We start from the raw sequence: 18,353 nt of genomic DNA on the forward strand, positions 1-18,353 counted from the left end.
AAAGCGGTCTTGTGGCAAGATCCGCCCATAAAAAAGGCCCCACAACCGCGGGGCCTTTGCGTATTTTTGCAATATTTTACAGACCCGGATAGATCGGGAAGGCTTTGCACAGCGCCTCGACACGGGCTTTCACCGAAGCCTCGACGGCCGCGTTGCCCTCTTCGCCATTGGCGGCAAGCCCGTCTACAACCTCGACAATCCACTGACCGATCTGGCGGAACTCTGCCTCGCCAAAGCCACGGGTGGTGCCGGCAGGGGTGCCAAGCCGCACGCCCGAGGTCACCATTGGCTTTTCAGGGTCAAACGGAATGCCGTTCTTGTTGCAGGTGATATTGGCGCGGCCCAAGGCCTTTTCGGTGGCATTGCCCTTCACCCCCTTGGGGCGCAGATCGACCAGCATCACATGGGTGTCGGTGCCGCCGGTGACGATGTCGATGCCACCCTTCATCAGCTCATCGGCCAAAGCTTGGGCGTTCTTGATCACTTGGGCGGCATAGTCTTTGAACTCGGGGCGCAGTGCCTCGCCAAAAGCCACGGCTTTGGCGGCGATCACATGCATCAAGGGGCCGCCCTGAATGCCGGGGAAGATCGCCGAGTTGAACTTTTTCGCCAGCTCTTCGTTGTTGGTCAGGATCATGCCGCCGCGCGGGCCGCGCAGGGTTTTGTGGGTCGTGGTGGTTGCCACATCGGCATAAGGGAAGGGCGAGGGATGCGCGCCACCCGCCACAAGACCAGCAAAATGCGCCATATCCACCAAAAGATAAGCGCCAACCTTATCGGCAATCGCGCGGAAGCGGGCAAAGTCGATCTGGCGCGGCACGGCAGAGCCGCCCGCGATGATCAGCTTTGGCTGATGCTCGACGGCCAAGGCTTCGACCTGATCATAGTCGATCAGGCTGTCTTGCTGGCGCACACCGTATTTGATCGCGTTGAACCATTTGCCCGATTGGTTTGGCGCAGCCCCATGCGTCAGGTGGCCACCCGAAGCCAGATCCATGCCCAAAATCGTGTCGCCGGGCTTGATCAGCGCGGTAAACACGCCTTGGTTGGCCTGCGAGCCCGAGTTTGGCTGCACATTGGCGAAAGCACAGCCGAACAGCTCTTTGGCGCGCTCGATCGCAAGGGTTTCGGCCACATCGACAAATTCGCAGCCGCCGTAATAGCGCTTGCCCGGATAGCCTTCGGCGTATTTGTTGGTCATCACCGAGCCTTGCGCTTCCATAACCGCGCGGCTGACGATGTTTTCCGAGGCGATCAGCTCGATCTCGTGGCGCTGACGGCCCAGTTCATTGGTGATCGAGCCGAAAAGCTCTGGATCACGGGTCGACAGGCTTTCGGTGAAAAATCCGGTGTCACGGTGGGCGGTCATGGCGTCTCCTGCGGTGAAGGGCGATTTACGCTTATCTAGGCGATAGGGGGCCTAAGGAAAAGGCCGATTGCGACAGGAAAACCGCTCTGGGCGAAGTCTTGTTTCCGATACGAAACTTTTTGCACCCCGTCTGCGGCTGTCAGGGCTTGAGTTTGGGGGCAAAGCGGCCAAGACTGCGGGCCGCAGACAAGGGAGAGTCGGTCGTGAGCTTTCAACGCATAGCCTTTGTGGCAAGCTCCGCTCCGGTGGCGCAAGAGGCTTTGGCCGAGATGATCGCGCTTTATGGCCAGCATGACCTTGCCAATGCCGATGTGGTGGTGGCGCTGGGGGGCGACGGCTTTATGCTGCAAACCCTGCACGAGACCAAGCAAAGCGAAGTGCCGGTTTACGGCATGAACCGCGGCACCATCGGGTTTTTGATGAATGCCTATTCGGCCGAAGACCTGCCCGCGCGGCTTGCCGCCGCCGAGGGGGCGGTGATCAACCCATTGGAGATGCGCGCGCTTTGCGTCGATGGATCCGAGACCGTGCAACTGGCGATCAACGAGGTGTCGCTGCTGCGCTCGGGTCCGCAGGCGGCCAAGCTGCGGATTTCGGTCGATGGCAAGGTGCGGCTGGAAGAATTGGTTTGCGACGGGGTTTTGCTGGCCACCCCTGCCGGATCGACCGCCTATAACTATTCTGCCCATGGTCCGATTTTGCCGATTGGCTCGGATGTGCTGGCCCTGACGCCGATGGCGGCGTTTCGGCCAAGGCGCTGGCGTGGCGCGCTGCTGCCCAAGGGCGTCGTGGTGCGCTTTGATGTCTTGGAACACGACAAACGCCCGGTGCGGGCCGATGCCGACAGCCGCCCGGTCACCGATGTGCTGCGGGTCGAGATCCGCTCGCAGCCCGCAATCCGGCATCACATTCTGTTCGATCCGGGCCATGGCTTGGAAGAGCGGCTGATCGTCGAGCAATTCGCCTAAGTTTTCCCCCAAGCCTCGATCTTGCGGTAAAGCGTCGAGGGGGAAAGCTCGAGCATCCGCGCCGCCTTTGGCACCGAACCGCCGCTTTGGGCCAAGCTGGCCTCGATCACCATACGCTCGATTTCGGCCAAAGGCCGGCCAATCAGACCCGCCAGCGCCATCTGCGCTGTGGGGGCCGCAGGGGCTGGTTCGGCCAAGCTGCTGGCGTGCAGCGATTTTGGCAACATCGACAGCTGCACTTGGCCTTCGTCGTGCAGCACCACGATATTTCGGATCACATTCAGCAGTTGCCGCACATTCCCCGGCCAGCGCAGCGATAGGAAAAGCGCGCGAACTTCGGGGCTAAGGCCTTGAAATATCTTTTGTTCCTCACAGGCAAAGCGGTGCAAGGCTGCCTCGGCAATTTCCAACACATCGGTGCCGCGCTCGCGCAGCGGTGGCATGTGGATCGGCACCACAAACAGCCGGTAGAACAGATCTTCGCGGAACTGGCCGCTTCGCACCGCCTCCATCGGGTCGCGGTTGGTAGCGCAGATGATGCGCACATTCACCTTGCGCGGGCGCGTCGCCCCCACCGGCACAATCGTCGAGGTTTGCAAGAACCGCAGCAGTTTGGTTTGCAACGCCGGGGCCATTTCGCAGATCTCGTCCAGAAACAAAGTGCCGCCATCCGCCGCCGAAGCAGCCCCCGGTTTGTCGGACAAAGCGCCGGTAAAGCTGCCCTTCATATGGCCAAAGACTTCGGATTCCAGCAGATCTTGCGGAATAGCGCCGCAGTTCAACGCGATAAACGGTCCGCGACCGCGTGGCGATTGGCCATGCACCGCCAGTGCGCACAGCTCTTTGCCGGTGCCGCTTTCACCGGTGATAAACACCGTCGCCATCGAGCGCGCAACCGCGCGGATCGTGGTCTGGATCTGGCGCATCGGCTCGGATGTGCCGATAAAACCCGTCTCAAGGCTGGGGGCGACGTCTGTCACGCGAGAGTTCCGATGGCTTTAGGTCTGGGCGGCCAAAAACGCAGCGCTCTGGCGCAGCCTTTGACCAACCCCAAAGTTACCCGTCCCGCGGCATTTGTCTAGCGCCCATTAGCCCTTGGCATAGCCCAGCGTTTGCAGCGCTTGGGTGATTTCATCCAAAATCGCCGGATCGTCGATGGTTGCGGGCATCTTCCAAGGCTTGCAGTCAGCGATATTCACCATGGTGCCGCGCAAAATCTTGCCCGAGCGGGTTTTTGGCAGACGGTCCACCACAATCGCGCGTTTGAAATCGGCAACGGGGCCGATTTTCTCGCGCATCAAGGCGACACATTCTTTCACCACATCGGCAGCCGCGCGATCAGAGCCGGTGTTCAGGCACAAAAACCCGATCGGCGTCTGGCCTTTCAGCGCATCGGCGACGCCAATCACCGCACATTCAGCCACATCGCGGTGGTTGGCCAAAACCTCTTCCATCGCGCCGGTCGACAGCCGGTGTCCTGCCACATTGATCACATCATCGGTGCGCGCCATGATGTAAAGATAGCCGTCCGCATCGACATAGCCCGCATCGCCGGTTTCATAAAAGCCAGGGAAATGCGCAAGATACGACTTCTTGAACCGCTCTTCCGCGTTCCAAAGCGTGGGCAGGGTGCCCGGAGGCAGCGGCAGTTTGATCGCAATCGCGCCCAAAGTGCCTGGCGCCACCGGATGGCCGCCCTCATCCAGAATTTGCACATCAAAGCCCGGCATCGCCACCGAAGGCGAGCCGATTTTGACCGGCAGATGTTCAATCCCCATTGGGTTTGCGGCAATCGCATAGCCGGTTTCGGTCTGCCACCAATGGTCGATCACCGGCACTTTCACATGGGTTTGCGCCCAAGTGATGGTGTCAGGATCCGCGCGCTCGCCCGCCAGATACAGGGTTTTCAGGTTTGACAGATCGTAATGCGAGGGCAGCTCGCCATTTGGATCATCGCGCTTGATGGCGCGCAGGGCCGTGGGGGCGGTAAAGAACGCCCGCACTTTGTGTTCGGCAATCACCCGCCAGAACGTGCCCGCATCGGGGGTGCCCACGGGCTTGCCTTCAAACACGATGGTGGTGCAGCCCGCGATCAGCGGCGCATAGCAGATATAGCTGTGCCCCACGACCCAGCCCACATCCGAGGCCGCCCAAAACACATCGCCCGCGCCACAATCATAAATCGCGCGCATGGTCCAGTTCAGCGCCACCAGATGGCCCGCGGTTGGCCGCACCACACCCTTCGGCGCGCCGGTGGTGCCCGAGGTGTAAAGGATATAGGCCGGATGATCGCCCGAAACGGGCACACATTCGGCCGGGGTCACGCCATATTGAAAGCTGTGCCAAGCCACATCACGGCCTTCAATCAGCTTGGCAACCTCTTGTTCACGCTGCAAAATCACGCAGAAATCTGGCTTGTGGCTGGCCATGTCGATCGCCATATCCAGCAGCGGTTTGTAATGCACAACGCGGCTGGGCTCGATGCCGCAGCTGGCGGCGATAATGGCCTTTGGGGTGCAATCGTCGATCCGCACCGCCAGTTCGGCAGCCGCAAAGCCGCCAAAAACCACCGAGTGAATCGCGCCAAGCCGGGCGCAGGCCAGCATCGCCTCCAGCGCTTCGGGCACCATCGGCATATAGATGATCACGCGGTCGCCCTTTTGCACACCCTTGGCGCGCAGCGCGCCTGCCAGCGAGGCGACGCGGGTTTGCAGCTCGGCATAGGTGATGCCATGCTTCGATTGCGTCACCGGGCTGTCGTGGATGATCGCAAGCTGGTCGCCGCGTCCGGCCAGAACATGGCGATCCACCGCGTTATAGCAGGCATTGACCGTGGCATCGGTGAACCATTCGTAAAGCGGCGCGCGGCTGTCGTTCAGCGCACGACTTGGCGGTTGCACCCAGTCGATCTGGCCTGCGGCCTCCATCCAGAACGCCTCTGGGTCGGCCTTCCAGCCCGCATAAACCTCACCATAGCCCATAGATGCCTCCTCCAAAGCTGCCAAAGTGTTACGCGCCTGACCCCGAGTCGCGCAAGGTTTGCGAAGCCGTGGCTGCGAAAACTTTGCATATATTGCCAAAGCTTCGGCGCAAACATTTGCAAAACTCGGATATATATGCGGATTTGGGCGAAATGTGGCGGGGTTTGCAAAGTTTCCTGAAAAACTCTGCAAACCCAAGTTGTTTAGCCGTAATGCCCGACAGGCGTGCCAGCCAAGGCCGCGATGTTCAAAAGCCCGCGCGCCGTGATCGACGGCGTGACGATATGGGCCAAGTTGCCCATGCCCATCAAGATCGGCCCCACCTCAAGCCCGCCTGCCTTGAATTTCAGCATATTGCGCGCGGTGCTGGCGGCATCGGTATAGCCAAAGACCAGAATATTGGCGGGCCCGTGCAGGCGTGCATTGGGGAAGATGCGGGTGCGCAGCTCGGGGTCAAGGGCTGCATCGGCGCTCATCTCGCCCTCATATTCGAAATCGACCTCGCGGGCGTCCAGAATTTCCATAGCCGCGCGCACACGGCGGCCGGAATCGCTGTCCAGATTGCCAAAGTTCGAATGGCTGCACAGCGCCACCTTGGGCACCACGCCAAACCGGCGGGCATGGCGCGCTGCGCCAATCGCGCTTTGCGCGATCTGCTCGGGGCTTGGCACCGGGTTGATCTGGGTGTCGGCGATGAACAAAGGGCCGTCTTCCAAGATCATCAGCGACAAAGCGCCCTGTGGGCTGCGGCCTTCGCGGGCCAAAATCTGGCGCACATAGCCCAGATGCCACAGATATTGCCCGAAGGTGCCGCAGATCATGCTGTCGGCATCGCCGCGGTGCACGCCAACGGCGGCGATTGCGGTGGAATTGGTGCGCATCACCGCGCGCGCAATATCGGGGGTGACGCCTTGGCGCGCCATCAGCTCGTGGTACGATCCCCAGTAGTCACGATAGCGGTGGTCGCTTTCGGGATTGATGATCTCAAAGTCTTTGTCCGGCCGGATCGGCAGGCCCGCACGTTCGCAGCGGTTTGCAATCACCTCGGGGCGGCCGATCAGGATCGGCTTGTCGGTGGTTTCCTCCAGCATCGCATTGGCCGCGCGCAGCACGCGTTCGTCCTCGCCTTCAGCAAAGATGATGCGGCGGGTGACTTGGGCGGCGGCTTCAAACACCGGGCGCATGATCAGCGCCGATTTGAACACCGAGCCGTCAAGTTTCTCGCGGTAGGCCTCGATATCGGCGATGGGGCGGGTGGCGACGCCGGTTTCCATCGCGGCTTTGGCCACAGCGCTTGCGACCACGCCGATCAGACGCGGGTCAAAGGGTTTCGGGATCAGATAATCTGCCCCGAACGACAACTTTTCGCCCGAATAGGCGGCGGCGGCCTCGGCGCTGGTGGTGGCGCGGGCAAGGGCTGCAATGCCTTCGATGCAGGCCAGCTCCATCTCGGCGTTGATCGTGGTCGCCCCAACATCCAGCGCGCCGCGGAAGATAAAGGGGAAACACAGCACGTTGTTGACTTGATTGGGAAAATCCGAACGCCCCGTCGCCATGATCGCATCAGGCACCACCGCGCGCACGGCATCAGGCAGGATTTCTGGCGTCGGGTTTGCCAGCGCAAAAACAATCGGCTGGCGGGTCATCGATTGCACCATTTCAGGCGTCAAAACGCCGGGGCCCGACAGGCCAAGGAACAAATCCGCGCCCACAATCACCTCGGCCAGCGTTTTTGGCGTGCTGCCTTGCGCGAAAGCCGCCTTCTGCTCGGTCATCTGATCGGTGCGGCCTGCGTAGACAAGGCCCGCAAGATCGCAAAGCCAGACGTTTTCGCGTTTGACGCCCAGCTTCAGCAGCATGTTCAGGCAAGCGATTCCAGCCGCACCACCGCCCGTCGAGACGACCTTAATGTCGGCGAATTTCTTGCCCGCGACATGCAGCGCATTGGTGGCCGCAGCCCCCACCACGATGGCAGTGCCATGCTGATCGTCGTGAAAGACCGGAATCTTCATCCGCTCGCGGCAGATTTGTTCAACGATGAAACAATCGGGAGATTTGATGTCTTCAAGGTTGATCGCGCCAAAGGTCGGTTCAAGCGCGCAGACGATATCGGCAAGCTTATAGGGGTCGGATTCGTTCACCTCGATGTCAAAGCAATCAATATTGGCGAATTTCTTGAACAGAACCGCCTTGCCTTCCATCACCGGCTTTGACGCCAAAGCACCAATGTTTCCAAGGCCTAAGACAGCAGTTCCGTTCGAGACCACCGCCACAAGATTGCCGCGCGAGGTGTAGCGGCTGGCCGTGGCAGGATCGGCTTTGATCTCAAGGCAGGCTTCTGCCACGCCGGGGGAATAGGCGCGCGACAGATCGCGGCCATTGGCCAAAGGTTTGGTCGCACGGATCTCTAACTTTCCCGGCTTGGGAAATTCGTGATAATCCAGCGCCGCTTGCCGTGCGTTATCCTGCCGCGTCTCTTCCATTGTGCTCTCCAACCCAAATTTCGTTTAGCCTTAAACCATTTTGAATTTATCGCCAACAGGCGCAATCCAAAAGCTGTTTATGGCTCTGCTTGCAAATCAATCTGTCCCGCAGCACTCTGCCGCAAACAAAAGGGAATTGCTATGTCCGAGACCACCGCCGAAATCCGCGCCGAGATTGTGGTGCCAACCACCGATCTGCGTGGCGATTTACCGTTTTTCACCAAGACCTTGGCGATGCGGATGGATATGATCTATCCCGCCGACAATCCGGCGGTGGCGGTGGTTTCGGGGCATGGTTTGCGGCTGCGGCTGGATGCAGGCGCGCAAGCAGCCCCAGCATTGCTGCGGATTTTGACCGACGACGCCGATTTTGCAGGTGGCGCGCGTGCGCTCACTTCGCCGGGTGGCACCAAGGTCGAGGTCGATGCGCTGGACCCGCCGCTGGTTTTGCCCGCCACCGAACACGCCTTTGTGGTGCGGCGCTTGGCGGATCAGGCACCTTGGGTGATCGGGCGGGCGGGGATGGAATACCGCGACCTGATCCCGACACGGCTGGGCGGGGCGATGATCGCCAGCCACATTCGCGTGCCCGACGGCCCGGTGCCCGATATGGTGCATTTCCACAAGGTCGGCTTTCAGCTGATCTTTTGCGTCGCGGGCTGGGTTGATGTTTTGTATGAAGATCAAGGCGGTATCCTGCGGATCGCGGCGGGCGATTGCTTTATTCAGCCGCCCGGCATTCGCCATAAGGTGCTGCATTCTGAAGGCGTTCAGGTGGTTGAAATTGGCGTGCCTGCCGAACATGTCACCGAAATCGACCACGAGATGACCCTGCCCACCGCCAGCTTTAACCCCGATCGTGAATGGCAGGGCCAGCGCTTTGTGCACAATCTTGGCGCCACTGGCGAGTTCAAGCCCTACCGCATTCCGGGGTTCGAGGCGCGCGACACCACGATCAACGCCAATACCAAAGGGGTTGCCAGCGTGATGGTCGCCCGCCCCACCGGCGAGGCGCCTTGGACCAAACACGCAGGCGATATTCTGTTTGGCTTTGTGATGACAGGCTCGATGCTGCTGGAGGGCGAGGGCAAAGCGCCGTTCCGGCTCGAGGCTGGCGACGCCTTTGTCATTCCGCCTGCGATGGCGACGCGCTATGCGCAGGCCAGCGCCGATCTGATGCTGATGGAGGTGTCTTTGCCGGGCAATCCGCCGACGGAAATCCTGTAACGGCAGGCTTGCACTTGAACCCGAAGCGGCCCACACTTACTGACCGGATGGTCAAGGATTGGAGCCGCTTATGACATTGCTGGAAGCCGCAACGGCGGTGCGTTTGCGCGCCTATGTGCCCTATTCGCGCTTTCACGTTGGCGCGGCGATTATGTCGGTGGAAGGGCGCGTGCATATTGGCTGCAACGTCGAAAACGTCGCCTACCCCGAAGGCACTTGCGCCGAAGCCGGTGCCATTGCCGCAATGATTGCGGCGGGCGACACCCGCATTGCCGAAATTGTGGTGATCGCCGACAGCCCCGAACCTGTGCCTTGCTGTGGCGGATGTCGACAAAAAATCGCCGAATTTGCGGCGCAGGACGTCAAGGTAACCCTTTGCACCACCGACGGAAAATCAAAAACGCTGACCGTGGCCCAGCTTTTGCCCGGCGTGTTTAGTCAGGCGCATATGGACCGCGCATGAGCGACGCCCGCGCCATTATCACCACGCTGCGCGACGGCGGACACCCCTCGGCGGCCGATTTGCAGTGGTTTGCGCAGGGCTTGGCCTCTGGTGCGGTCAGTGATGCGCAGGCGGGTGCCTTTGCCATGGCGGTGCTGCTGCAAGGGCTTGGGGATGAGGGCCGCGTGGCGCTGACCCGTGCGATGCGCGACAGCGGTCATGTGCTGCACTGGGATATGCCGGGGCCGGTGCTGGACAAGCATTCGACGGGGGGGATTGGCGATTGTGTGTCGCTGCTGCTTGCCCCTGCCTTGGCTGCTTGCGGGGCCTATGTTCCGATGATTTCGGGGCGCGGTTTGGGTCATACCGGCGGCACTTTGGACAAGCTGGAAGCCATCCCCGGCTTTCGCACCGGCCTGACCGAGGCGCAATTGCGCGCGCAGCTGAATGATGTCGGCTGCGCAATTGTCTCGGCCAGCGCGGAAATTGCGCCGGCTGATCGCAGGCTTTACGCGCTGCGCGATGTCACGGGCACGGTCGAGTCGGTGGATCTGATCACCGCCTCGATTCTGTCGAAAAAGCTGGCGGCGGGGCTGGAAGCGCTTGTTCTTGATGTAAAATGCGGCTCGGGGGCGTTTATGAAAACGCTGGCCGAGGCCGAGGCTTTGGCCCGCGCGCTGGTCTCGACGGCACAGGGTGCGGGCTGCATGACCACGGCGCTGATCACCGATATGAGCCAACCTTTGGCAACGGCTGCGGGCAATGCGCTTGAAGTGATCGAAGTGATGGAAACCCTGACCGGCACCAGCGTAAACTCGGCGCTGTGGGATATCACTATGGCGCTGGGCGGCGAGGCTTTGGCGCTGGGCGGGCTGGCCGATGATCCCGCAGATGGAGCCTTGAGGATCGAGCAGGCCTTGGATTCAGGCGCTGCGGCTGAGATTTTTGGCCGGATGGTGGCTGCGCAAGGCGGGCCGCACGATTTTGTCGACCGCTGGCCAGATCGGCTTCCTGCTGCGGCGGTGATCCGCGAGGTGCCAAGCCTTAGCACCGGCTTTGTGCAGCGGGTCGATGGCCAAGCTTTGGGGCTGACAGTGGTCGGTCTGGGTGGTGGGCGGCTGCGCGAGGGTGATCGGTTGAACCTTTCGGTCGGGCTGTCTGAACTTGCGGGGATCGGCGAAGATATCGCGGCGGGCGATCCGTTGTGCATGGTGCATGCCGCCACCGAAGCCGCTGCCGAACAGGCGATTGCGCAGATCCAAGCCGCCTATGCTTTGGGCGCGGCTCTTCCCGAAGACCCTGATTTGATTTTGAAAAGGATTGCCTGAATGGCGCGGGCCTTTCTGATTGTGATGGATTCTGTGGGCTGTGGCGGCGCCCCCGATGCCGCCGATTTTGGCGATGCAGGCGCCAATACCTTGGCCCATATCGCGGCAGAATGCGCCGCAGGGCGGGCAGATATTGGCCGCCAAGGCCCGCTGCGGATGCCGCATCTGGATGCTTTGGGCTTAGGGGCCGCGATCAAACTCGCCTCGGGGCAGACGGCGGCGGGGTTTTCGGCAACCCCACAGGGCCGCTGGGGGGCTGCAACCGAAGTGTCGCGCGGCAAGGACACGCCCTCGGGGCATTGGGAGCTTGCCGGGGTGCCGGTGCCTTGGGATTGGACCTATTTCCCCGACTCAAGCCCCGCCTTTCCGCCCGATCTGGTGGATCTTGTCTGCAAACTGGCCGGAACCAAGGGGATTTTGGGCAATTGCCACGCCTCTGGCATGCCGATCATCGCGCGGCATTTTGCCGAGCATCAGCGCTTGGGCTGGCCGATTTGCTATACCTCGGCCGACAGCGTGTTCCAGATTGCGGCGCATGAAGACAGCTTTGGGCTGGACCGCTTGCTCAAGCTTTGCGCCGATCTGGCGCCGCATCTGCATGCGATGAAGGTCGGGCGGGTGATCGCGCGGCCCTTTCGCGGCGGGGTAAGCGATTTCTACCGCACGCCCAACCGGCATGATTACGCGATGGACCCGCCAGCGGCCACGCTGCTTGACTGGGTTGCAAACGCGGGGCGGGCGACGCATGCGATTGGAAAGATTGGCGATATCTTCTCGATGAAGGGGGTTGGGGCCTTGCACAAGGGTTCTTCAGATATTGCACTTTTCGATCATTTAGATGCGCTGACAGGGCAGGCCGAGGCAGGTTCATTGACCTTTGCCAACTTTGTGGAGTTTGACAGCCTTTACGGCCACCCGCGCGATGTTGCGGGCTATGCCCGCGCGCTCGAGTGGTTTGACGCCCGCGCGGGCAGCTTTTTGGCACGGCTTCGGCCTGGCGATCTGGCGATTTTCACCGCCGATCATGGCAACGACCCAACCTGGCGCGGCACCGAACACACGCGCGAGCGGGTTCCGGTGCTTTGCGCGGGCGCGGGCACGGGATCCTTGGGCCATTGCGCCTTTGCCGATGTTGGGGCAAGCGTGGCGCAGCATTTGGGCGTGGCCAGCCATGGGGTTGGAAGGAGCTTTCTATGACGATCAAAGACTTGCCGAAGGTCGAGCTGCATCTGCATCTGGAAGGTGGGGCGCCGCCCGCCTTTGTGCGCGGGCTTGCCAAGGAAAAGCACATTGATATTGCCGGAATTTTTACCGAAAGCGGCGGCTACCGCTTTGCCGATTTCTGGGATTTTCTGAAGGTCTACGAGGCCGCCACCACGGTGCTGCAAAGCCCGCAGGATTTTTACCGCCTGACGCTGGCGGTCTTGGAACAAAGTGCCGCCAATGGCGTGATTTATTCCGAATGCTTTCTGTCGCCCGATTTCTGCGGTGGTCGCGATTTGATCGCTTGGCGCGAATATCTGCACGCGATTGAAGAGGCCGCCGCCAAGGCCGAGGCCGATTTTGGCATCACCTTGCGCGGCATCATCACTCCGATCCGGCATTTCGGCCCCGAAAAGGCGCGGCAAACCGCGCGCTGTGCGGCCGAGACGGCGGGGCGCTTTATCACCGGCTTTGGCATTGGCGGCGACGAGAAGATCGGCAAACTCGCTGATTTTGCGTGGTCTTTTGATATGGCGCGCGAGGCCGGGCTGCGGATTACGGCGCATGCGGGCGAATGGGGCGGGCCAGAGTCTGTGCGTGATGCGATCAATGATCTGGGTGTTGAACGCGTTGGCCACGGCGTGCGCGCGATTGAAGATCTGGCGCTGGTGGATGAAATCGCCGAGCGCGGCATCGTGCTGGAACTTTGCCCCGGCTCGAATGTGGCGCTTGGGCTTTACAAAGATTTTCGCGCCCATCCGATTGCCGAGATGCTGAAGCGCGGTGTCAAAGTGACGATCAGCACCGATGATCCGCCGTTTTTCCACACCACAATGACGCGCGAATACGAGATGTTGCATCGCGCCTTTGACTGGGACGAGGGCGTTTTCGCCCAAATCGCCCGCACCTCGATCGAGGCGGCATTTTGCGATGCCGAAACCAAAACCCTTATTCAAAGCAGACTGGAGCAGGCCAATGGCTGAACATTTGACCGTCGTTTCGCACCCTTTGGTGCAGCACAAGCTGACCTTAATGCGGGAAAAAGACACCTCGACCGCCAGCTTTCGCCAGTTGTTGCGCGAGATCAGCCTGCTTTTGGCCTATGAGGTCACGCGCGAATTGCCGATGACCACCAAACATATCGAAACCCCGCTGGAACCGATGGATGCGCCGACGATTGACGGCAAAAAGCTGGCGCTGATCTCGATCTTGCGGGCGGGCAACGGGCTTTTGGACGGTATTCTAGAGCTGATCCCCGCGGCGCGTGTGGGCTTTGTGGGGCTTTATCGTGACCCAGAAACGCTGGAGCCGGTGCAATATTACTGCAAGTTGCCCGATCATCTGGACGAGCGGATTTCGATTGTGGTCGATCCGATGCTGGCCACTGGCAATTCCTCGGCGGCGGCGATTTCGTTGTTAAAGCAGGCCGGCGCGAAGAATATCCGCTTTTTGTGTCTGCTGGCCGCCCCCGAAGGCGTTGCGCGGATGAAAGAGGCGCATCCCGATGTGCCGATCGTCACGGCCTCGCTTGACAGCCATCTGAACGACCACGGCTATATCGTTCCCGGTCTAGGGGATGCGGGTGATCGGATGTTTGGCACTAAATAGGGGATTGTTTCTCTTTACTCTGCCATAATCTTGACGCATTCTACCCTCACCTACGTGGGGGTAGCTTATGTTGTATAAAATGTTTTCGGCCGCAGTTTGTGCGGCTTTGCTTGGGCCAGTCAGCGCCAGCGCGCAGAATATCGCGCAAATAGGCGGGCCAGCCGAGCGTCCGTCGTCCAGCTTTAAAGGCCTGCAATATGTCGACAGCCGCGGCTGCGTCTTCATGCGGGTTGAAAGCTCGGGTGCTGCTCAGTGGTATCCGCGTGTCGATGCGCAGCGCAAACCCGTCTGCAATATGGGCCCCACCCCCACAGCAGAAGTGGCAGCCGTGCCAGAGACCGCGCCGATGGTGGCGCCCGTGCTGGCGGCAAAACCGCCGACCGCACCGCTCAAAGCACCGCTTGCGACCGTGGCCAGCAAGATGATGCCCGAAGCCCTTGTCAAAGCCGTACCGGTTGCGGCGCCCGTAGCAGCCTTGGCGCCTACGGTTTCAACTTACGATCGCGTCACCACGCAGGGCCCTGCCAAGGGGCAAATCGCCTGTTCAACCTCGGCTCCGGTGGTCGAAGTCATACGCCTGCGCAATGGCGGCACTGGGGTGATGTGTACCAAAGGCGATGGCACCACAAACGGCTGGCACGCGCCGACTTATCCGACAGGCACGCCGCCCGGAGCCTCTTTGCGCGCAGCCACTGTGCAAGAGCCCACCACGCCCAAGGCCGCGCCGGCGCGCAAAATCGTGCAACCGCTGCAAACGGCAGCCAGCTCGCAGACCATCTTTACCCCGCCTGCTGGCTATAAATTGGCATGGAAAGATGACCGGCTGAACCCAAAACGTGGCATTGGCACCGCAGAGGGGCAGGCGGCGCAAGACCGCGTCTGGACCCGCAGGGTGCCGGCCCAGATTGTCACAGCGGCAACGGCACCTGTCGCCCTGCGGTCGCGGGTGACGATCTCGAGCATGAGCGCAGCTTCTCAACCCATTGCGCGCAGTTTTGTGCAGATTGGCACCTTTGGTCTCGCCTCGAATGCGGCAGGTGCCGCGGAACGGGTGCAGGCGCTGGGGCTGCCGGTGGCCAAAAGTCATTTGGTCAAGGCGGGCAAACCTTTGCAGGTTGTGTTTGCCGGGCCCTTCGGTTCGCCAGATCAGGCGAAAGCAGCCTTACAGCTGGCGCGGCAAGCCGGATTTGGCGACGCATTTTTGCGCTAAGGCTTCGTGATATATTGGAAAAGCCCGCATTCTTGCGGGCTTTTTGTTTTTCAGCCTATTGGCAGATCGCTTGCAGGCCAAGCCAAACTCCGTCTTCCAGCACCACAGGATCACTGCCATTTGGCATCGGATCGGCCAGATGTGGTTCGGCTTTGACGGCGGCGTTCAGCAGGTCTTCATAGGGGCGCGTCGTGATCGCCGCGGTTTTGAAGGCCGAGATCAGGTCTGCATCGGTTAGGGCGGCGGGTTCGGTCTGCAAGAAGATTTCGCCATAGCCTGCAAGGCTTTGCGGTGCCATGCTTCCGCTGGTCAGCAGCCGCAAGGTCGCCCATAGTCCGGCGTAATGCAGCAGGGCCTTGGTCGGCTCGCGGCCAACCACGCGGCGTCGCTCGGCGATAACCATGCCCGCAATCGCATCGGCTCCATCACTTTGCGCCAGCATCCGTTCGGGTAAAAGCACCAGATCGCCGGGCAGTGAGGCAGGGCGGCCCAGACCCTCGCGCAAGATCCTGATCATAGGTGGCGAGATCGGGTCAATCCGCCGCGCCATCCGCTCGAGCGCGGCAGAGCCCAGAGGCGAGGTGCAGGCCGAGCCAGTCAGCCGCCGCAGATCCGCCAAGGCCAATTGCCCCAATTGCGCCCGGGTCGTCAGCGGCAGCATATTGGCGGTATAGTCAATCAGCGATCCGGGCAGCCAGAACAGCGCCAAGGCAAGCAAAACCGCCGCGGTGCCGCCCAGCAAAGATCCGCGCAGCCGTCCGGTCTGGGGACGCCGCCGCTCGAGCGTGTCCTTGACGGTCTCCAGCGCCAAGATCATATCGCGGTCTTCTATCTCTAGCGTCTCGCCCTTGTCATCTGCCACGGCATAAACGGCAGGCAGCTGCGCAGGGTTCAACCGCCGCAGCGCCGGCAGCGACCATTGCGTCAGCGGTATTTCGGTTTTTGGATCGGCCAAAATCAGCGTGGTCGAACGCAGGGCGACCAGCACCTCTTGCAGCCGTGCCTCTGGCGTCTCACGCCACAGGCCACTGCTTTCCAGCCTTTGGTATTTCCGCAACGCCGTCATCGGCTCGATATGCCTTTTCGTAAGCTTTTGCGGGTATTCTATCGCCTTGGTTGCGGTTCCACAACATGATGTGGCGGTTTTCGGCGGCTGCGCAACTTATACGGCAAGCAGATGTCGGTTTTGGGCGCGCAGAAAGCGCTGGCTCGGGCCTTCTGGGGGAAATGGAGCATGACCTTGACCCAAGACAGAACCCTCGCCGCTGCCGGATTGATTTGCGCCTATGCCGGCTTGATCGGATTTACCGATAACTATGTGCGGGTGATCGCGGCCGAGACGGGGCTATGGCAGTTTCACGCCATCCGCACCGCTATGGCGATGGTTTTGCTGGGAGGGGTGGCGGCTGCGCTGGGCTGGCGGCTGCGGCCGGTGCGGCTTGGGGCGGTGCTGGCACGCTCGGCGCTGCATGGCGCGGCGATGGTGATTTATTTTGGGGCGCTTGCATTTTTGCCGGTGGCTTTGGTGGCGGCTGGGCTGTTCACCTCACCGATTTTCGTGCTGCTGATTTCGCGCTTTGCCTATGGTCATGCCATCGGGCCTGTGCGGATCGCGGCGGTTGCTTTGGGCTTTTGCGGGGTGATCTTGGTCTTAGGCCCCGAGGCCTTTGCGGGCGCCTCGCTGGCGGCGGTTTTGCCGATTTTGGCCGGCGTGCTTTATGCGATGGGCAATATCGCCACGCGGGAATGGTGCGCCCAAGAGGGGGCGGTGACGTTGCTGGCTGGATTTTTTCTGGCCCTTGGGCTGATTGGTCTGATCGGCATGGCGGCGCTATGGCTTTGGCCGCTGCCAGTGCCCGAGGGGGCCGCGGGTTTTTTGCAGCGCGGCGCGCTTTGGCCATCAGAAAGCTTCTATTTCTGGACCTTGGTGCAGGCTGTAGGCTCGCTTTTGGGGGTCGGACTGATGATCCGCGCTTATCAGATTGCCGAGGCCAGCCGCGCTTCGGTGCTGGAATATGTCATTCTGCCCGCCTCGGCGATCTGGTCCTATGTGATCTGGGGGCAGGCGTTAAAGCCGCTGGAAATTGCCGGTATGGTGCTGATTGTGGCCGCGGGCTCGATGATTGCGCTGCGTGCCAAGACGGCAGAGGCCGCGGCCTAATCGCCAACCGCTTCGCGCCAATGCCTGCGGCACAGCGAGACATAGCTTTCGTTACCGCCGATATGAACCTGTTCGCCTTGGCGCAACGCACGGCCGTCGGGGCCGCGGCGGATCACCATTGTCGCCTTTTTCCCGCAATGGCAGATGGTGCGCACTTCGCGCATCTCATCCGCCCAAGCCAAAAGTGCCGCCGAGCCGGGAAAGAGTTTTCCTTGAAAATCAACGCGTAAGCCATAGCACATGACTGGCACACCCAGATCATCAACCGCGCGGGCCAGTTGCCAGACTTGGGCTTCGGTCAGAAATTGTGCCTCGTCAATAAAGACGCAAGCGACAGGACCAAGCGCAAGGCGGGCGGCAATTTTGGCAAAAAGATCATCCGCTGCGGCGAAGGTATCGGCATCTTCGCCAATGCCTATGCGGCTGGCAATACGGCCCTGACCCGCGCGGTTGTCAAACTGCGCGGTGATCAAATAGGTTTGCATGCCGCCTTCGCGATAATTATGCGAGGCTTGCAGCAGCGAGGTGGATTTCCCCGCGTTCATTGTCGAATAGTTGAAGTAGAACTTGGCCATGGGTCTTTTGTAACCCATGGCCGATACCGCTTACAATACACCCCAAACCAAAGAGCGTCTGTGATCAACCATTTACCATGACAGGCGGCCACCAAACCGCAAGCCGCCTGATCAAAGCCCGCCCTGAACGTCAGAGCGGGCCCTTAACAAGCCAGCGCTGGGGGGCGCTGACGTCACTCACACTGACTCGCACTCAGAGCCGTTCCTGTGTTTGGAACACCTTTATGATGACAAATCCTTGCCATCTGATTAATGGGAAAAGGCAAAGTGAATTCCCCAAGTGTTTTTTGGGGCCGTACAAGTGAGCGTTTTATGAGCATCGAAAGCTATCTAAAGAAACATTGTGAAGCCTTGGTCAAAGATGTCGGGATCGAGGCTGCCTGCGCGCTAACGGGCAAGTCCAAGGCGACTTTGGGGCGCTATTATTCCGATGCTGAGGAGCACAGTGATCGTTTTATGCCGGTGGATGTGGTGGCCCAGTTGGAGGGCGCGGCGCGGTTTCCGCACGTGACCTCGGCCTTGGCCGATCTTCGCGGCGTCACCCTGAGTTATGATCACGAACGTGCCAATGCGGCCAGCAAGGGGGTCAATCAAGATGTAGTGGCCTTGGCGCAGCGCTTTGGCATGCTGATGGCAGAATATAATGCTGCGATTGATGACGGGGTGATCTCGGTCAACGAATCCAAGCGGATGCTGCGGGAAACCTTGGCAATTCAACAGGTTCTGTTGCAGATGAAGCTTAATCTGGAAGAAGAAGCCAGCTGAAAGACGCGGTCCGCTGTGGGGCGGACCGCGCAG

The 18,353-nt window shown here is 60.7% G+C and carries 15 protein-coding genes and 1 pseudogene; 10 read left to right on the plus strand and 6 right to left on the minus strand.

The features are described from left to right. Window positions 1–76: 76 nt before the first annotated feature. Window positions 77–1,369 (minus strand): serine hydroxymethyltransferase, encoded by a 1,293-nt coding sequence (gene glyA / locus V7Q10_RS06470; RefSeq protein WP_333868245.1) that lies wholly within the window; start codon window positions 1,367–1,369, stop codon window positions 77–79. A gap of 203 nt (window positions 1,370–1,572) precedes the next feature. Between glyA and V7Q10_RS06475 the strand changes: the two genes are divergently transcribed. Then, window positions 1,573–2,337, plus strand: a complete 765-nt coding sequence (locus V7Q10_RS06475; protein WP_333868246.1) for an NAD kinase — start codon at window positions 1,573–1,575, stop codon at window positions 2,335–2,337. On the opposite strand, the pseudogene V7Q10_RS06480 reads toward V7Q10_RS06475, so the two are convergent. The 3 genes and pseudogenes from V7Q10_RS06480 to V7Q10_RS06490 all read right to left on the minus strand — a co-directional run. After that, window positions 2,334–3,302, minus strand: a pseudogene (locus V7Q10_RS06480) (sigma-54 interaction domain-containing protein); the annotation flags it as partial. The gene V7Q10_RS06475 and the pseudogene V7Q10_RS06480 sit on opposite strands and share 4 nt — an antisense overlap. A gap of 123 nt (window positions 3,303–3,425) precedes the next feature. After that, window positions 3,426–5,318 (minus strand): propionyl-CoA synthetase, encoded by a 1,893-nt coding sequence (locus V7Q10_RS06485; RefSeq protein WP_333868248.1) that lies wholly within the window; start codon window positions 5,316–5,318, stop codon window positions 3,426–3,428. 203 nt (window positions 5,319–5,521) lie between these two features. Further along, complete coding sequence (locus V7Q10_RS06490; protein WP_333868249.1) at window positions 5,522–7,801, minus strand: NADP-dependent malic enzyme; 2,280 nt, start codon at window positions 7,799–7,801, stop codon at window positions 5,522–5,524. A 141-nt stretch (window positions 7,802–7,942) separates the two neighbouring features. On the opposite strand from V7Q10_RS06490, the gene V7Q10_RS06495 reads away from it, so the two are divergent. The 7 genes from V7Q10_RS06495 to V7Q10_RS06525 all read left to right on the plus strand — a co-directional run bounded on the left by V7Q10_RS06495 (window position 7,943) and on the right by V7Q10_RS06525 (window position 14,819). Further along, window positions 7,943–9,028 (plus strand): cupin domain-containing protein, encoded by a 1,086-nt coding sequence (locus tag V7Q10_RS06495; protein ID WP_333868250.1) that lies wholly within the window; start codon window positions 7,943–7,945, stop codon window positions 9,026–9,028. A gap of 70 nt (window positions 9,029–9,098) precedes the next feature. Beyond that, window positions 9,099–9,491: a cytidine deaminase gene (locus V7Q10_RS06500; RefSeq protein WP_333868252.1), complete on the plus strand. Its 393-nt coding sequence runs from the start codon at window positions 9,099–9,101 to the stop codon at window positions 9,489–9,491. Beyond that, window positions 9,488–10,798, plus strand: a complete 1,311-nt coding sequence (locus V7Q10_RS06505) for a thymidine phosphorylase (RefSeq protein WP_333868253.1) — start codon at window positions 9,488–9,490, stop codon at window positions 10,796–10,798. Before V7Q10_RS06500 ends, V7Q10_RS06505 begins: the two co-directional genes overlap by 4 nt. Further along, window positions 10,799–11,995: a phosphopentomutase gene (locus tag V7Q10_RS06510; RefSeq protein ID WP_333868254.1), complete on the plus strand. Its 1,197-nt coding sequence runs from the start codon at window positions 10,799–10,801 to the stop codon at window positions 11,993–11,995. Further along, window positions 11,992–12,984 (plus strand): adenosine deaminase, encoded by a 993-nt coding sequence (locus V7Q10_RS06515; protein WP_333868255.1) that lies wholly within the window; start codon window positions 11,992–11,994, stop codon window positions 12,982–12,984. The genes V7Q10_RS06510 and V7Q10_RS06515 overlap by 4 nt, the downstream gene beginning before the upstream one ends. Next, window positions 12,977–13,609 (plus strand): uracil phosphoribosyltransferase, encoded by a 633-nt coding sequence (gene upp, locus V7Q10_RS06520; RefSeq protein ID WP_333868256.1) that lies wholly within the window; start codon window positions 12,977–12,979, stop codon window positions 13,607–13,609. Before V7Q10_RS06515 ends, upp begins: the two co-directional genes overlap by 8 nt. A gap of 67 nt (window positions 13,610–13,676) precedes the next feature. Then, window positions 13,677–14,819 carry an SPOR domain-containing protein gene (locus tag V7Q10_RS06525; protein WP_333868257.1) on the plus strand — a complete coding sequence of 381 codons (1,143 nt, stop codon included), beginning with the start codon at window positions 13,677–13,679 and terminating at the stop codon, window positions 14,817–14,819. A 55-nt stretch (window positions 14,820–14,874) separates the two neighbouring features. Here the strand turns inward: V7Q10_RS06525 and V7Q10_RS06530 are convergent, their stop codons facing one another. Next, window positions 14,875–15,885, minus strand: a complete 1,011-nt coding sequence (locus V7Q10_RS06530) for a hypothetical protein (protein ID WP_333868258.1) — start codon at window positions 15,883–15,885, stop codon at window positions 14,875–14,877. A 168-nt stretch (window positions 15,886–16,053) separates the two neighbouring features. Here V7Q10_RS06530 and V7Q10_RS06535 point away from each other — a divergent pair, with 168 nt between their 5' ends. Beyond that, window positions 16,054–16,980: a DMT family transporter gene (locus tag V7Q10_RS06535; protein ID WP_333868259.1), complete on the plus strand. Its 927-nt coding sequence runs from the start codon at window positions 16,054–16,056 to the stop codon at window positions 16,978–16,980. Here the strand turns inward: V7Q10_RS06535 and V7Q10_RS06540 are convergent. Continuing rightward, window positions 16,977–17,555, minus strand: coding sequence for a thymidine kinase (locus V7Q10_RS06540; RefSeq protein WP_333868260.1), 579 nt, complete (start codon window positions 17,553–17,555; stop codon window positions 16,977–16,979). The two genes, V7Q10_RS06535 and V7Q10_RS06540, sit on opposite strands and share 4 nt — an antisense overlap. Before the next feature lie 312 nt (window positions 17,556–17,867). On the opposite strand from V7Q10_RS06540, the gene V7Q10_RS06545 reads away from it, so the two are divergent. After that, window positions 17,868–18,320 (plus strand): hypothetical protein, encoded by a 453-nt coding sequence (locus V7Q10_RS06545; protein ID WP_333868261.1) that lies wholly within the window; start codon window positions 17,868–17,870, stop codon window positions 18,318–18,320. Window positions 18,321–18,353: the final 33 nt, after the last annotated feature.

The organism is Cypionkella sp., from assembly GCF_036782355.1.
Taxonomy (GTDB): Bacteria; Pseudomonadota; Alphaproteobacteria; order Rhodobacterales; family Rhodobacteraceae; genus Cypionkella.

Bases quoted from the DNA above. Each gene is read 5' to 3' on its own strand.
- V7Q10_RS06545 (WP_333868261.1), top strand. From the start codon at position 17,868: ATGAGCATCGAAAGCTATCTAAAGAAACATTGTGAAGCCTTGGTCAAA.
- V7Q10_RS06525 (WP_333868257.1), top strand. From the start codon at position 13,677: ATGTTGTATAAAATGTTTTCGGCCGCAGTTTGTGCGGCTTTGCTTGGG.
- V7Q10_RS06500 (WP_333868252.1), top strand. From the start codon at position 9,099: ATGACATTGCTGGAAGCCGCAACGGCGGTGCGTTTGCGCGCCTATGTG.
- V7Q10_RS06540 (WP_333868260.1), bottom strand. From the start codon at position 17,555: ATGGCCAAGTTCTACTTCAACTATTCGACAATGAACGCGGGGAAATCC.
- V7Q10_RS06510 (WP_333868254.1), top strand. From the start codon at position 10,799: ATGGCGCGGGCCTTTCTGATTGTGATGGATTCTGTGGGCTGTGGCGGC.
- V7Q10_RS06535 (WP_333868259.1), top strand. From the start codon at position 16,054: ATGACCTTGACCCAAGACAGAACCCTCGCCGCTGCCGGATTGATTTGC.
- V7Q10_RS06505 (WP_333868253.1), top strand. From the start codon at position 9,488: ATGAGCGACGCCCGCGCCATTATCACCACGCTGCGCGACGGCGGACAC.
- V7Q10_RS06485 (WP_333868248.1), bottom strand. From the start codon at position 5,318: ATGGGCTATGGTGAGGTTTATGCGGGCTGGAAGGCCGACCCAGAGGCG.
- V7Q10_RS06530 (WP_333868258.1), bottom strand. From the start codon at position 15,885: ATGACGGCGTTGCGGAAATACCAAAGGCTGGAAAGCAGTGGCCTGTGG.
- V7Q10_RS06495 (WP_333868250.1), top strand. From the start codon at position 7,943: ATGTCCGAGACCACCGCCGAAATCCGCGCCGAGATTGTGGTGCCAACC.
- V7Q10_RS06515 (WP_333868255.1), top strand. From the start codon at position 11,992: ATGACGATCAAAGACTTGCCGAAGGTCGAGCTGCATCTGCATCTGGAA.
- glyA (WP_333868245.1), bottom strand. From the start codon at position 1,369: ATGACCGCCCACCGTGACACCGGATTTTTCACCGAAAGCCTGTCGACC.
- upp (WP_333868256.1), top strand. From the start codon at position 12,977: ATGGCTGAACATTTGACCGTCGTTTCGCACCCTTTGGTGCAGCACAAG.
- V7Q10_RS06490 (WP_333868249.1), bottom strand. From the start codon at position 7,801: ATGGAAGAGACGCGGCAGGATAACGCACGGCAAGCGGCGCTGGATTAT.